The organism is Sulfitobacter brevis (genome assembly GCF_900112755.1).
Classification (GTDB): Bacteria; Pseudomonadota; Alphaproteobacteria; order Rhodobacterales; family Rhodobacteraceae; genus Sulfitobacter; species Sulfitobacter brevis.
On the sequence record NZ_FOMW01000005.1, the window covers coordinates 97,132 to 110,707 of the forward strand.

Here is a 13,576-nt window from a genome sequence, read left to right on the forward strand (position 1 = left end):
GGTCTCTCCCTCTTAAAAATCGTGTTTTCGGATGTTGCGCATGATCGTCTTGAGCGTCGCGATGAAGGCCTTCTTCTGCTCATCGTCGATCCCGCGAAACATTGCAGCATAGGCATCCGACATATGCGGCCAGAGCCGCTCATAGGTTTCGCGGCCCGCGTCGGTCAGGAAAACGCGGGTGGCACGGCTATCGACTTCATCTGTCTCTCGGCGGATCAAGCCGTCGCGTGCCAGTGCGTCTAGTGCCCTGCTTAGAGTCGATTGTTGGACAACGGCATACACTGCCAGTTCCCTGATCAGGATGCCATCAATCGCCGACAGCACCGACAAGGACCGCATCTGCGGCGTGGTCAACCCAAGCTCGGCCATTTCGCTTTGCACGGCGGCGTTATAGCGGCCCATGATCCGGTTCATCAGGTAGGGCGCGAAATTCTCAAGCCCCATTTCAGCCAGCCGTTGCGAGGCGGCTGTGGGTACGGCTTTGTTCTCGTTCATGCGCCCAGTCCCTTTGCGATGTTAAATCCCGATCCACCGCCGAGGCCGGGACCGGGATGGGTGGAGGCGCCGATATGGTGCAGCCCCTTGATTGATGTGGCGTTATTTACCTGCCCTGCAAACGGGCGCCAGACAAAGAACTGGTCCAACGCACATGCGCCGCCATAGGGATCGCCGCCCACCAAATTGACATTCAGCCCCTCAAGATCGGCGGGGGAATATGCGCGGCGTTTCAACTTCAAAGTGTCAAAATCTTCGATGTGAGAGGCCAGGATCGCCTCAATCCGGTCAGCGAATGCCTCTCGCATCGCTTCGGTCCATTCCGGCGTGGTATCGATCCGCCCTGCGGCATCGCCTTTGATTACCAACGGCGCGTCGGGAATTTGCAGCCACAGGATCGCCTTGCCTTCGGGGCAGCGCGACGGGTCGAGCCGGTGCGGCTGTCCGACACAGATGGTCGGCGTTGCAGGCAACATGCCGCGCTCGGCTTCGTTGCTAGATTTTGAGACCGCGTCGATCCCGTCAGACAGGTGGATCAAGGCAACGTCGTCCAGCCCCTCGGCCTTCCATTTGATTGGGCCATCAAGAGCGTAATGCAGTTGGAAATTGCCACGTCCGTGCCGGAATTTCTTCGGGCTTTCAGGGCGGTGCTGTTGCGGCAGCAATTGGTCGTAAAGCTGCCCCGGCGCCGTGCAGGCAATTACGTTGCGGGCGTAAATCTGCTCTTCCTGCGACGTGATGATGCCGTGCGCTTTTCCGCCATCGATCATAATGCTGCGCGCCTCGACACCGGTGCGAATGACGCCGCCGTTCGCCTCGATCAAAGCTTTGAACGCGTGTGCTGCTCGGCCTGCGCCGCCTTTAACAACCGGCGCGCCTGCGGCTTCCAATGCAAATGCAATCACGCGGGACATCTGCCCGCCATAACTTGCTTCGGGTGTCAGCCCGACATGCAACACCCAAGGTGCCCAAAGCGCTTGGATCGTTTCAGAAGCATAGCGCGTTTCAAGCCAGCCCCGCGCAGGCTCCAAAGCTTCGCCGAACCATGCTCTTAAATTATGAATCCCGCGTTTCCACGCCTGTTTCGTCAATAAAGCGGCGGTTTTTCGCGACCACAAGGATTGGCCCAGCAGCGCAAAAAGAAACTCTGCATCCAGCTCAACACGGCCCACATCGGCCCCGTGTTGATCCCCGTCGCCCGCACTTTGAGCGTTGAAGGCGGCGACGTTAGCAGCGCGGTCGGTGCTTAGCACCAGCGCCCTTCCATCAGGACGCAGCACAGCCGTTGGATGCGGGCTATGGCAGAATTCCAGCCCGTGGCGGGCCAGATCTTCGGCTAAAGCTGCATAGGCCGGACTGGTCAGAAACAGCACGAATGTCGCCGCCATCACATCATGATGATAGCCCGGCAGCGTCACCTCGTCCGTATACATGCAACCGCCGATGCGGTTTTCACGTTCCACCACCAGCACGCTGTCGCCTTTACGCGACAGCAATGCTGCGGCCACCAACGCATTGATGCCCGATCCGATGATCAGATGGTCGAACGTGGCCACCGCTTCAGCCTTTCGGAACCAGCGCCAGCGCGCGAATCGGGCTGCCTGTGCCGTCCTTGATCTTAAGCGGTGCAGCAATCAGGATCGCGCCCTTGGCGGGCAGTTTGTCCAGATTTGCGAGGCTCGCGAGACCAAAACAGTTGTCGCGGTGCAGCAAGTTATGCGCAGGATAGGGCGGGTCCATCTCGCCAGCTTGGCCTGCATCGGTGCCAATGCACTGGGTGCCCCAGCCGACGATCTTTTTCGACAGCAGGTATTCAATCGCATCTGGTGTTGGGCCAGGCGAATGCGGGCCTTTGTCGTCTGCATTCAAGAACTTGGCCTCGTCGCCGGCACGCTGATCCCAATCGGTGCGCATCACAACCCATTCGCCGGCGCCGATCTCGCCGTACTGGCTTTCCCACTCTTTGATGCCCGCCGCCGTCAGCAGATAATCCGCGTTTTCCTGAGTTTGCTCGGAGCAATCGATAACGTTCACCGGCGCAACCAGACGCTGCACATCAAGCTTATCGGTATAGCCGTCGGGGTAATCCTTGCCGGTGATCCAGTGGTGCGGCGCATCGAAGTGCGTGCCTGAATGCTCGCCCAGTACCATCCAGTTCCACGCAAAGAATGGGCCGTCTTCGTCATATTCCGAGATTTTGTGGATCTCTACTTTCGGTGTATTCTTGGCAAAATCTGGCGGCAATTGCAGGATGGGCGTATCAGGACCCAAAACCCCCGTGCAATCGACCACCTCGACCCCGCCAGAGGCCAGCATCTTACCCAAATTTGTTACGACGTCCGCAGCGCTCATTTTTTGTTCTCCCTGATGTCCGGGCTCTCTACGCCCGGTTGAAATCATAATTCAATGCTAGACATGTTTAGATGCATTTGCAATTATATTTCAGGCAAGGGGAGCGCAAGAATTTATGGCTGAAGATGCAGACGCAATCCTGATCGGAGCAGGGCATAACAGCCTTGCCTGTGCGTGCCATCTGGCTGTGCAGGGTTGGAAAGTTTCGGTCTATGAGCAAGCCCCCGAAGCAGGGGGGGGGGTAAAATCCGGCGCCTATACTTTGACCGGTTTCCGGCACGACTGGGCCGCGATGAACCTGTCGCTTTTTGCCGGATCGGCTTTTCATACCCAGCACGGAACCGAGCTGGCGCAGCATGGGCTGGCCTTCGCACCAACGGCCCATCCTTTCGCCAGCCTGTTTCCAGATGGCCGCTGGATGGGGGTGTCCAATGACGTGGCCACCACGACCGCGCGGATCATGGCGTTCTCCGAGAAAGACGCCGAGACTTGGGGCGCACTCACCGAAGCCTTCCCCGCCGAGGCAGAGACGATCTTTGCCCTTCTCGGCAGCCCGATGCGCATGGGTGCGCTGTCAAAACTGGGATGGAAAACATGGCGCAAGCGTAAGGCCGAGACTTTGGATCTTGCGCGGTTCCTGATGATGTCGCCCCGCGCATGGCTCGACCAGACCTTCGAGAGCGACCATCTGAAGGCGACCTTGGCGGCGTGGGGCATGCACCTCGACTTCGCGCCCGACATCGCGGGCGGCGCAATGTTTCCCTATCTCGAAGCGATGGCGGGTCAGGCCTTTGGCATGGTTTTGGGCCAAGGCGGTGCCGATACGGTGACCCGTTCAATGGTTAGGATGATCGAAGCCCGCGGCGGCACGGTTCACTGCAATGCGCAGGTGACAGGGATTGAGCAGGCGGCGGGCAAAGCCACGGGCATCACCCTTGCGGATGGCCGCTTTGTCGGCGCGAAAAAGGCAGTTATCGCCAATGTCTCGCCGCAGGCCCTTTTAAAGCTAACGGGCGGCACTGGCGAAGCCCGCCATGAACGTGCGCTTGAGAGCTATCAATACGCGCCCGGCACGATGATGATTCATCTGGCGATGGACGATCTGCCCAACTGGCCCGATGCCGCGCTGCGCGATTTTGCCTATGTGCATCTGGCGCCCTCAATGGACCAGATGGCGCGGACCTACGCGCAGGCCAAAGCAGGATTGTTGCCGGATGAGCCGGTGATCGTTTGCGGACAGCCCAGCGTGGTAGACCCCTCCCGCGCCCCTGCGGGAAAACATGTGCTCTGGCTCCAGGTGCGTATGGCCCCCGGCACGATCAAAGGGGACGCCAAGGGCGAGATAACCGCGACCGATTGGGAAAGTGCCGCCGAACCCTTCGCCAATCGCGCGCTGGATATTCTTGAGGGATACGCCCCCGGCACACGAAGCCGCATTCTGGCGCAAAAGATTGTCACTCCCGCCATGTTAGAGGCTGATAACCCCAACCTCGTCGGCGGTGATCAAGTCTGCGGCAGCCACCATCTGCACCAGCATTTTATGAACCGCCCTGCACGGGGCTATGCGGATGGCAGTACGCCGATCCGCAATCTCTACCACACTGGCGCCGCCGTTTGGCCCGGTGGGGGCACTGGCGCAGGGCCCGGCACCCTGCTCGCCAAGAAACTCGCCGGATAAATATAAAAAGCGAACGACCAACAAGGGAAACACACCAATGAAACTCTCCAGAAGAAGTTTATTAAAAACCACTGCCGCCGCTGCGGCCTTTGCCACCGTCGGCCTGCCCAGCTTTGCGCAGGCCATCGACGAGCTTGTCATCGCCTATAACGTCAACCTGCCGAGCTGGGACCCGACCGTCGGTCCCTCGGCGGTGAACCCGACCATTCAGGGCTTCTACCAGTCGGTCTTTGACCTCTATATCCCGCAGAACCCTGATCTCAGCTTTGGCCAAGGCATCATCACCGACTACGGCTGGAACGATGACCAAAGCCAGATCTGGATGGACGTGCGCGAAGGTGTGACATGGCACAACGGCGACCCACTGACCGCAGAAGATGTGGTTTGGTCGCTGACCCGCGCCGGCACCGCCGAGACCGGCAACCCGATCCAGTTCATCTGGGGTAAGGTCGCCAATGTGCAGGCCGAGGGCAACCGGGTTACCGCCGACGTCAAGGAATACGAGCCAACGTTCTTCAAATGGATGTCCTTCCTCACCGGCTATATTCTGCCCAAGAAATACTACGAAGAAGTCGGCGCAGAAGGGTTCGAGGCCGCGCCTATCGGTTCCGGCCCCTACATGGTTGAGAAATTCGAGCGCAACGCCTTCGTGCGTCTGAAAGCCAATGAAAATTACTGGGGCGGTGCGCCGGAGTTCAAAACCGTGACGATCAAGTTCGTCACTGATGCCGCCAGCCGCGTCGCAGAGATTGAATCGGGCAATGCCCATGTCACGCTCGAAGTGCCTTACGAGGAGTTCGACCGTCTGAAAGCCAAAGACGGCATCGAAGGCGTGGCCGAGCCGATCTCCGACATCGGGATGATTTTCCTCAACGATATCGAGGTGATGACCGACCCCAACGTGCGTAAGGCCGCGGCCCACGCCATCGACAAACAGTTGATCGTGGACCGCCTGCTCTCCGGCTACGGCGTGCCGATCGACACGCTGCAAACCCCAGACTACATCGCTTTTGACGACACCATTAAGGTCGAATTTGATCCTGAAAAGTCCAAGGCGCTGCTGGCGGAATCGGGCTTTGGCCCTGACAATCCCGTCAAGTTCACCATCCAGACCACCAAAGGTTTCAAGCCTAAGGACTATGAGATGGTGCAAGCCATCGTCGGGTTGTGGCGCAAGGTCGGTATCGAGGCCGAAATCGAAGTCTACGAGATCGCCAAACACTACGAGTTGCGCGCGGCCGATACGCTGGCCCCTGCGGCCTTCTACAACTGGGGCAACTCGGTGGGCGATCCCACCACGTCGACAGGTTTCGCGATGTTCGGCCCCTCGCCGCACTCGGTCTGGGACGGGCAGGACACCTTTGACATGATCGCGCCACTCTGGGGCGAAAAGGACGAAGCCAAGCGCATCGCCGGCTGGAAGGCCGTGGACCGCCACATTGCCGAACAGGCCGAGGTGATCCCGCTGCTGCAATACGTCCAGCCGATCCTGCATGTCGCAGGCGTGAATGTTGTGCCGCATCGTTCGGGCGCGCTGTTGCCGCATCTGATGACTCGCAGCTAATCCACCCTCCCTGAACTGACGGGGCCGCATCGTCGGCCCCGTCCTTTTGTCTGGACCCTTCATGGCTCTATTGCGCGCTATCCTCGTGCGGCTCCTCACCACCGCCATCACGCTTTTCGGCGTGGCGGTGATTGTGTTCGTGGTGATCCGTGTCGTTCCCGGTAATCCGATTGCGATGATGCTTCCCCCCGGCGCGACCGAGGCGGATATCGCCCGCCTGCAAATGCAATACGGCTTTGATAAATCGATCTTCGAGCAATTCACCATCTGGCTGTCCGGCGTGGTGCAGGGTGATTTCGGCACCTCGATCTCGCTGCGCCAGCCCGTGTCCCTATTGGTGTTGAACCGCCTGCCCGCAACGCTGGAGCTGAGCATCGTCGCCCTGCTGATTGCGGTCTTGATCGGCGGTACGATGGCCTTGGTCGGCACCCGCTTTCGCGACACCGGCGCCGAGGGTGCGATTGATATGGGCGCAGGCATGGCCCTGTCGATCCCCGATTTCCTCTGGGGGCTGGTGCTGATCCTGCTCTTTGGCGTGCTTTGGCCCGTCTTTCATATCTCGGGGCGGATATCGCCTTCGCTCGACATCGATTTCACCACAAATTTCTACCTTTTCGAGGCGCTGTTCCGGCTGCGCTTTGATGTGCTGGCCGATCTGATTGGCCATATGTTCATGCCCGCCGTGGCACTGGCCATCCCGCTCGCCGCGATCATCGCGCAACTGCTCAAGCAAAGCCTGAAGGAAACCATGCATCTGGATTACGTCACGCTGGCGCGCACCAAAGGCTATGCCGAGCGTACGGTGATCACCCGCGAGGCGCTGCCCAATGCGATCCTGCCAACGCTGACGCTGGTCGGGGTACAATTTACCTTCCTGATCGGCGGCACCGTGATCATCGAGCGGCTGTTCAGCTACGAAGGCCTTGGCAACATGGCGATTGATGCAGTGATCAACCGCGACTTGCCGTTAATCCAAGGCATCGTGATCCTGTTTGCGCTGATCTTTACCCTCGTCAATCTGGTGGTCGACATGATGTATGTGGTGCTGAACCCGAGGCTCCGCCATGCGTGACGCCCGCAGCGAGTTGACACGCCCGATTGGAGTGCGGCTGTGGCTTTCGGGCGGCTGGCTGATGCTGCTAGCCTGCGCCGCGATATTTGCGCCGTGGATCGCACCGCAAGACCCGCTGGCGCAGGACCTGTTCCTTGGCCGGATGCCGCCCTTCTGGGAGAACGGCAGCGAGGCAGGGTTCTGGCTTGGCACTGATTCACTGGGCCGCGATGTGCTGTCGCGCATCCTTTATGGCGCGCGTCTGGCGATGATCGTGGCACTAGTGGCGGGCACGCTGACCTGTCTGATCGGCGCAAGCCTTGGCCTGATCGCAGGCTTTTATCGCGGCTGGCCGGACCGGATCATCAGCCGTTTCGTTGATATCTGGATGGCTTTCCCGCCCGTGCTCTTTGCCATTCTGCTGATCGCAGTGTTGGGCACGGGCCTAACCTCCATCATCATCGCCATCGTCATCATCGACTGGACCCGCTTTGCCCGCGTCATCCGCGCCGAAGCGTTAAGCCAAAGCGCGATGGATTACGTCGCCTCTGCCCAAGTAGCAGGGCGGGCCCGGTTTGGCACCATGCTGACCGAAATCTTGCCCAACGTCCTGCCGACCATCGTCGCACTGCTTACTTTGGAAATGGGCATCGCCGTGATTGTCGAGGCGATCTTGAGCTTTGTGAACCTCAGCATCTCCACCGACAGCCCGACATGGGGCGGGATGATCGCCGAAGGTCGCATATCGGTGCACCAAGCATGGTGGGTGCTGGTTTTCCCGCTGATCACACTGTTCCTGACTGTGCTCAGTTTCAGCCAGTTGGGCGAGGGCCTGAAAGACCGTTTCGATCCGGTGCTGCGATGAGCGGATACCTTAACATTCGCAATCTCTCGGTGTCGCTGCGTGGCGGGGGCCCGATCTTGCGGTCGGTCACGCTGGATGTGGCGGCGGGGCAGGTGCACGGGCTGGTGGGCGAATCCGGTGCGGGCAAGTCAATGATCGGCAAGGCGGTTTTGGGCACCCTGCCCCGTGCGTTGCAGATCACCGCGGGCGAGATTTGGCTCGACGGGCAGGACCTACTTAAACTCTCCCCCGGCCAGCGCCGCCACCGGATCGGCGCCACCACCGCGCTGATTCCGCAAGATCCGCTGACCGCGCTCAACCCCTCGCGCCGCATCGGGCCGCAGATCACCCGCCGCTTGGTCGATATCCTCGGCTGGACTAAAGCTGCCGCTGAGGCCCGCGCGTTGGAGTTGCTGGCGGAGGTGGACATTCCCGACCCGCGCCGCGTGATGCGCACCTATCCGCATGAGCTGTCTGGCGGCATGCGCCAGCGCATCCTCATCGCCTCCGCCTTCGCAGCAGAACCGAAGCTGATCATCGCAGATGAGCCGACGACCGCGCTGGACGTGACTGTGCAGAAGCAAATCTTGCGGCTGATCGCTGAGATGCAAGCCCGCCACGGCACCGCGCTGCTGTTCGTGACCCATGATCTGGGCGTGGTCAGCAAGGTCTGCGACAGCCTCTCGGTGCTTTACGCGGGCAAGATCGTGGAGAACGCGCGGATGCGGCGGTTCTTCATGCACCCGATCCACCCCTATTCCGCTGCCCTACTCGCCGCGACGCCGACCTATACCAACCCGCAAGGCAGCCTGATGCCCGTGCCGGAATCAGTGATCGAAACGGTTGAGCAGGAAGTGACCGCCCATGACAGACGCTGGGGCCGCCGATGATGTACCAAATCCGCGATCTGCATCTGTCGCTGCCTGACATGACGCGCAAACCCCTGCTCGGCCCCGCGCCGCGCATCAACATCCTGAACGGGTTGAGCTTCGACGTGCCACAAGGCGCGGTGCTGGGCATCGTCGGCGGCTCCGGATCGGGCAAATCCACGCTGGGCCGTGCCATGTTACGCTTGTTAGAGCCTACTTCCGGCAGTATCACATTTGATGGCATCGACATCACCCATCAACGCGAAGCCGAGTTGCGCAGCATGCGGCGGCGGTTTCAGATGATATTTCAAGACCCGATGTCCTCGCTCAACCCGCGCCGTCGGGTGGGCGGGATTATCGCAGGGCCGCTCAAGCTGCACGGGTTCGACAACCCGCGCGCCCGTGTCGATGAGGCGCTTGATATGGTCGGGCTGCCCCGCAGTTTCGCCAGCCGCTATCCACATGAACTGTCCGGTGGACAACGCCAGCGGGTCGGCATCGCGCGGGCCATCGCGTTGCGCCCCGATTTTATCCTTGCGGATGAGATTGTCTCGGGCCTCGATGTTTCCAGCCAGGCGCAGGTGCTGAACCTGCTCGAAGAACTTGTGCGCGAGTTGGGCCTGACACTGGCCTTCATCAGCCACGACCTCTCGGTGATCCGCCGCTTGTGCAGTCGCATCGTTGTGCTGCATCAGGGCAAAATCGTTGAAGAAGCCGAGACCGCCGCCCTGTTCGACGCCCCACAAGCCGAATATACTCGTGAATTGATGCGGGCGATCCCGCTACCCGACCCTGATCAGGTCTGGATCTGACCCCCAAGGAGTGCGACCATGGCTGACGCCAATGACCCCGGCTATTTTCTTTATCACTCCATTGGCCAGTACCCTGACAAGGCCGCGGACATGGCGCAGATGCTCGGCACCTTCGCCGATATCTGGGGCACACTGGATGACGCACAATGGCCAAAGGTGCTGGAGGCGCGGCAGGAATTTATCGACCATTGGCGCGCCCTGCTCGGTGCGCCCGAAGGCACGCTCACCAGCGCCGAGAACGTCACAACAGGGCTGTTTTCGATCCTTGGCGGCCTGCCCGCGCATCATCTGCGCGGCAAGCGTGTGCTGATCGCGGCGGATTGCTTTCCGTCGCTGCATTTCCTGCTGAGCGGGCTGGCTGATCGGATGGGGTTTACGCTCCACACCGTCCCGCTCCGCCCCGGCGCACATTGGGTCGAAGATGAGGACATGGTCGCCGCATGGGGGCCTGACGTGGGCCTCGCGCTACTCACATGGGTGACCTCGACCTCTTCGCACCGCTGCGATCTACCGAGCCTGATCGCACATGGTCGCAAGATGGGATCGCTTATCGGCGTCGATCTGACCCAAGGCATCGGGATCATTCCCTTCTCCCTCAAAGAATACCCAGTCGATTTCGTCGTTGCTTCTTCGCTAAAATGGCTCTGCGGCACGCCGGGGGCGGGGATTATCCAGATGCACGCGGATTTGCTTGCGACAGTTGAACCCGAGCTCAGAGGCTGGTTCAGTCAGGATAACCCGTTCTCATGGGACTTGGATGCCTTCGACTATGCCCCCGATGCGCGGCGGCTGGAACATGGCACACCCTCGGTTTTAGCCTGTTTAGGGTCTATTCCTGCATTGCGGTGGCACAGGGCGCAAACCGGTCTATTGGCCGATAATCAATCCATGACCACGCAGATCATCGAAGGTGCCGCTAACGCAGGGCTGACCCTTGCAAGCCCTGCCGACAAGGACCAGCGCGGCGGCTCTGTCATGCTGCAATTGCCTGAAGACACCGACACGGCGGCCTGTGTATCTCAACTCCGCGCGCAAGGTCTGTTTGTTGATTGCCGCGGCCGCATCATGCGCCTTTCACCCGGGGCGGTGACGAAACCGCACCACGTCACACGGCTGATCGAGGCGCTGCACCGCATCGGTTGAGGCTTAAAGCTCGTTGAAGAACCGTTGCATCCTGTTCATCGCCTCGTCCAACACCTCAAGCTCGGCACAGCCGAAACAGACCCTAATATGGCCTTCACCTGCGGCGCCGTAAAAGCTGCCCGCCTCGACCACCACGCCGGTCTCATGCAGCAGTCTGTCTGCACAATCCGCCGCACTTAGGCCCGTGGCCGAGATGTCGGGGAAGGCGTAAATCGTGCCTTCCACTGGCGCACAACTGACATTCGGCATCTGGTTAAGGCGCGAAACCACCAGATCACGGCGCTTGCGGTCCCGCGCGACCATCTCGTGCAGCACCTCGGGCGGGCCGTTTAGCGCGGCAATCGCGCCCGCCTGAATAAAGGTGTTCACATGGGTCACCTCATTGGTGGTGATCTTCATGCAGGGCCCGATCAGCGCGGCATCTGCTGCGATATACCCGATGCGCCAGCCGTCCATCGCATAGGCCTTGGTAAAGGCAAACATCGTGATCGTGCGCTCTTTCATTCCCTCCAAGGACGCGATGGAGATATGCTGAGCGCCGTCATAGGTGATCTCTTCATAAACCTCGTCCGACAGCACCAGCAGGTCATGCTTCTGGGCGAGGTCAGCGATTATCTGAAGCTCATCGCGCGAATAGACGCGGCCCGTCGGATTGCACGGGTTGATCAACGCAATTGCCCGCGTATTGGGCTTTATATGCGGCTCTATCAGGCCTCTTTTAATCGAAAATCCATCTGACGCATCCAAGGGAGCGATGGTGACTTTCGCGCCTGCAAGCTCGGCCTTGCCGATATGTTGCGGGTAATAGGGAGCGAGCAACAGACATTCATCACCCTCATCCAGAAATGCCATGAAAGCAGCAAAGGACGCCTGCGTCAGCCCGTTGGTCACGATCACCTCATCGGGCGAGATATCCAAGCCGTTCTGCCGCCGCAGCTTATCGGAAATCGCTTGCCGCAACTCCGGCACGCCTTGCAGATCAGAGTAATGTACCGCCCCACCTTGCAGTGCCGCAATCGTGGCGTCCTTGATATGTGCCGGTGTGTCTTCGGCAGGCATGCCCAATTCAAGGTGGATCAAATCGCCCTGCATCCCCACGGCCTTGGCGAACATGCCAAAGTTCTTCGGCGAGGTCTGGGTGATACGGCGGGCTGGGCGGATTGGCATGAAGCATTCCTTGCGGCTGTGTTTACGTGCGTTTACATCTAAATCAATCAAACGGGAAACAGAAAGGCCGAGCATGAAAAAGATCGCAGTGGTAACTGGCGCGGCAGGTGGCATGGGGCGTGCCATAACAACCCGGCTCATGGCGGATGGGCTGCATGTTGTCGGTCTGGATATCGACCAGGCGGGCCTCGCGGAAATGGCCAAAGCCGACGGCTTTACCGGAATGGTTACCGATCTGACCGACGCAGGCGCCATCGGCGCCGCGTTTGACCGGATCGCCGAGGATCATGGCGGGGTCGACGTGCTGGTGAACAACGCGGGCACTTGTTTTATGTCCGAATTCCCTGACATTCCGGCGGAGGAGTTTGACCGCCAGATGTCGATCAACTTTTCCAGCGCCTTCCACTGTTGCCAAGCGGCAGTAAAACAGATGCTGGGGCGCGAGGGCGTGCGCAAGATTATCAACATCTCTTCCAACGGTGCGTATAATTTCGACGTCTTTGATCCGCCGCACTATCGCGCTTCAAAAGCCGCTTTGGACAATCTGACCAAGGACCTTGCCCGCCGCTATGCCCAAGATCTGATCACGGCCAACTCCATCGCGCCCGCAATGACCGAAACACCGCTATTCGGCGTGCTCAGTGAGGATGTGCTGAAAAAGGCGATCTCGATGATGCCGCATGGCCGCGCCATGAAAGCTTCCGAGATCGCGGAGTGGGTCGGGTTTCTCGTCTCTCCGGCAGGCGATATCTCCAGCGGCAATGTGATCATCCTCAATCAGGGCCGCGACGTCCGGTAAAGCTATTCAAACCAATCCGGCGCTTTTTTGAGCGTCGGCCATTGCTCGGGGCTGTGGCCGAAGATCACATACGCGTCGCGCTCGGCTGCCAGTGCCATCAGGCGGTCACCATGGTGGATCGCCTGCGCGACATCCCACGACCCCGCGAATTTCTCGTCAACTTCGGCGGCGCGGCTGATCGCGTCCGAGGTGAGTAGCACCCAGCCGGTTTGCGGCAGATGCACCATAAAGGCGAGTTGCCCCGGCGCGTGACCGGGGCAATGCAGTACCTCAAAACCCTCGCTCAACGATGTATCCTCGGCAATTTCGACATAGTCCCGATCCGGCCATTCCATTGCTTGCTTGCCAGACCAATAGAGCGGACGCGGCAGAGCACGTTCGGCAGTAGAAATAAGGATTGGTGCCTGCGGGTAGCCTGCCATATCACCGACGTGATCGATGTGCGTATGGCTCTGGATCATCAAAGTGACGTCAGATTTTTTCAGCCCCAGCTTTGCAAGTTGCGGCCCTGGAATATTTTCTTGGGTCACTGAGATAACACGCCCGAAACCGCCCAACTCATCCTCGGCAGTGGCGGCATCCGCATCATCGGCATACTTTTGCGGAAATCCAGTGTCGATCAGCACGATTTCCCCTGCATCAGTCTCGATTACCGCGCCGCAAATACCAATGGTGCGCGGGCCAGCGTGCACCTCGAACAGCCCGTAATCCAGCATTGCCAGCCGTTTCGGTTTGCCCTTCAGCTTAAACCCGTTCATCATTTTCACAGCCTCCTAAATCCGGAGCAAGCTAGCCGTCGAGG

Annotated in this window: 13 protein-coding genes; 8 read left to right on the forward strand and 5 right to left on the reverse strand. The window is 59.8% G+C overall.

The window, feature by feature from the left end; translation table 11 throughout:
- Positions 1–12: 12 nt before the first annotated feature.
- From BM174_RS08115 to BM174_RS08125, 3 genes are read right to left on the reverse strand one after another with little or no spacing between them, the layout of a single operon-like run.
- Complete coding sequence (locus tag BM174_RS08115; protein ID WP_093923354.1) at positions 13–495, reverse strand: MarR family winged helix-turn-helix transcriptional regulator; 483 nt, start codon at positions 493–495, stop codon at positions 13–15.
- Positions 492–2,051, reverse strand: a complete 1,560-nt coding sequence (locus BM174_RS08120) for a phytoene desaturase family protein (protein ID WP_093923355.1) — start codon at positions 2,049–2,051, stop codon at positions 492–494. Before BM174_RS08120 ends, BM174_RS08115 begins: the two co-directional genes overlap by 4 nt.
- A gap of 4 nt (positions 2,052–2,055) precedes the next feature.
- Positions 2,056–2,847, reverse strand: coding sequence for a cyclase family protein (locus BM174_RS08125; protein ID WP_093923356.1), 792 nt, complete (start codon positions 2,845–2,847; stop codon positions 2,056–2,058).
- A gap of 115 nt (positions 2,848–2,962) precedes the next feature.
- Between BM174_RS08125 and BM174_RS08130 the strand changes: the two genes are divergently transcribed.
- The 7 genes from BM174_RS08130 (at position 2,963) to BM174_RS08160 (ending at position 10,808) form a co-directional block, all read left to right on the forward strand.
- Positions 2,963–4,525 (forward strand): phytoene desaturase family protein, encoded by a 1,563-nt coding sequence (locus BM174_RS08130; RefSeq protein ID WP_093923357.1) that lies wholly within the window; start codon positions 2,963–2,965, stop codon positions 4,523–4,525.
- Positions 4,526–4,562: 37 nt separating this feature from the next.
- Positions 4,563–6,089 carry an ABC transporter substrate-binding protein gene (locus BM174_RS08135; RefSeq protein WP_093923358.1) on the forward strand — a complete coding sequence of 509 codons (1,527 nt, stop codon included), beginning with the start codon at positions 4,563–4,565 and terminating at the stop codon, positions 6,087–6,089.
- A gap of 61 nt (positions 6,090–6,150) precedes the next feature.
- On the forward strand, positions 6,151–7,161 hold the full coding sequence (locus BM174_RS08140; protein WP_093923359.1) for an ABC transporter permease: 1,011 nt from the start codon (positions 6,151–6,153) through the stop codon (positions 7,159–7,161).
- Complete coding sequence (locus BM174_RS08145; RefSeq protein WP_093923360.1) at positions 7,154–8,005, forward strand: ABC transporter permease; 852 nt, start codon at positions 7,154–7,156, stop codon at positions 8,003–8,005. The genes BM174_RS08140 and BM174_RS08145 overlap by 8 nt, the downstream gene beginning before the upstream one ends.
- On the forward strand, positions 8,002–8,874 hold the full coding sequence (locus tag BM174_RS08150; RefSeq protein ID WP_093923361.1) for an ABC transporter ATP-binding protein: 873 nt from the start codon (positions 8,002–8,004) through the stop codon (positions 8,872–8,874). Before BM174_RS08145 ends, BM174_RS08150 begins: the two co-directional genes overlap by 4 nt.
- Positions 8,871–9,665 carry an ATP-binding cassette domain-containing protein gene (locus BM174_RS08155; RefSeq protein WP_245766302.1) on the forward strand — a complete coding sequence of 265 codons (795 nt, stop codon included), beginning with the start codon at positions 8,871–8,873 and terminating at the stop codon, positions 9,663–9,665. Before BM174_RS08150 ends, BM174_RS08155 begins: the two co-directional genes overlap by 4 nt.
- A gap of 18 nt (positions 9,666–9,683) precedes the next feature.
- Positions 9,684–10,808: an aminotransferase class V-fold PLP-dependent enzyme gene (locus tag BM174_RS08160; RefSeq protein WP_093923362.1), complete on the forward strand. Its 1,125-nt coding sequence runs from the start codon at positions 9,684–9,686 to the stop codon at positions 10,806–10,808.
- Between the two features lie 3 nt (positions 10,809–10,811).
- Here BM174_RS08160 and BM174_RS08165 read toward each other — a convergent pair whose 3' ends face one another.
- Positions 10,812–11,975, reverse strand: coding sequence for a pyridoxal phosphate-dependent aminotransferase (locus tag BM174_RS08165; RefSeq protein ID WP_093923363.1), 1,164 nt, complete (start codon positions 11,973–11,975; stop codon positions 10,812–10,814).
- 73 nt (positions 11,976–12,048) lie between these two features.
- Here BM174_RS08165 and BM174_RS08170 point away from each other — a divergent pair, with 73 nt between their 5' ends.
- Positions 12,049–12,774: an SDR family NAD(P)-dependent oxidoreductase gene (locus tag BM174_RS08170; RefSeq protein ID WP_093923364.1), complete on the forward strand. Its 726-nt coding sequence runs from the start codon at positions 12,049–12,051 to the stop codon at positions 12,772–12,774.
- A 2-nt stretch (positions 12,775–12,776) separates the two neighbouring features.
- On the opposite strand, the gene BM174_RS08175 is transcribed toward BM174_RS08170, so the two are convergent.
- Positions 12,777–13,535: an MBL fold metallo-hydrolase gene (locus tag BM174_RS08175; RefSeq protein WP_093923365.1), complete on the reverse strand. Its 759-nt coding sequence runs from the start codon at positions 13,533–13,535 to the stop codon at positions 12,777–12,779.
- Positions 13,536–13,576 lie beyond the last annotated feature (41 nt).

What these genes read in the sequence shown, in the direction of transcription:
- BM174_RS08135 (WP_093923358.1), top strand. Translation starts at nt 4,563, where the DNA reads ATGAAACTCTCCAGAAGAAGTTTATTAAAAACCACTGCCGCCGCTGCG.
- BM174_RS08130 (WP_093923357.1), top strand. Translation starts at nt 2,963, where the DNA reads ATGGCTGAAGATGCAGACGCAATCCTGATCGGAGCAGGGCATAACAGC.
- BM174_RS08145 (WP_093923360.1), top strand. Translation starts at nt 7,154, where the DNA reads ATGCGTGACGCCCGCAGCGAGTTGACACGCCCGATTGGAGTGCGGCTG.
- BM174_RS08155 (WP_245766302.1), top strand. Translation starts at nt 8,871, where the DNA reads ATGATGTACCAAATCCGCGATCTGCATCTGTCGCTGCCTGACATGACG.
- BM174_RS08140 (WP_093923359.1), top strand. Translation starts at nt 6,151, where the DNA reads ATGGCTCTATTGCGCGCTATCCTCGTGCGGCTCCTCACCACCGCCATC.
- BM174_RS08170 (WP_093923364.1), top strand. Translation starts at nt 12,049, where the DNA reads ATGAAAAAGATCGCAGTGGTAACTGGCGCGGCAGGTGGCATGGGGCGT.
- BM174_RS08160 (WP_093923362.1), top strand. Translation starts at nt 9,684, where the DNA reads ATGGCTGACGCCAATGACCCCGGCTATTTTCTTTATCACTCCATTGGC.
- BM174_RS08115 (WP_093923354.1), bottom strand. Translation starts at nt 495, where the DNA reads ATGAACGAGAACAAAGCCGTACCCACAGCCGCCTCGCAACGGCTGGCT.
- BM174_RS08125 (WP_093923356.1), bottom strand. Translation starts at nt 2,847, where the DNA reads ATGAGCGCTGCGGACGTCGTAACAAATTTGGGTAAGATGCTGGCCTCT.
- BM174_RS08165 (WP_093923363.1), bottom strand. Translation starts at nt 11,975, where the DNA reads ATGCCAATCCGCCCAGCCCGCCGTATCACCCAGACCTCGCCGAAGAAC.
- BM174_RS08150 (WP_093923361.1), top strand. Translation starts at nt 8,002, where the DNA reads ATGAGCGGATACCTTAACATTCGCAATCTCTCGGTGTCGCTGCGTGGC.
- BM174_RS08175 (WP_093923365.1), bottom strand. Translation starts at nt 13,535, where the DNA reads ATGATGAACGGGTTTAAGCTGAAGGGCAAACCGAAACGGCTGGCAATG.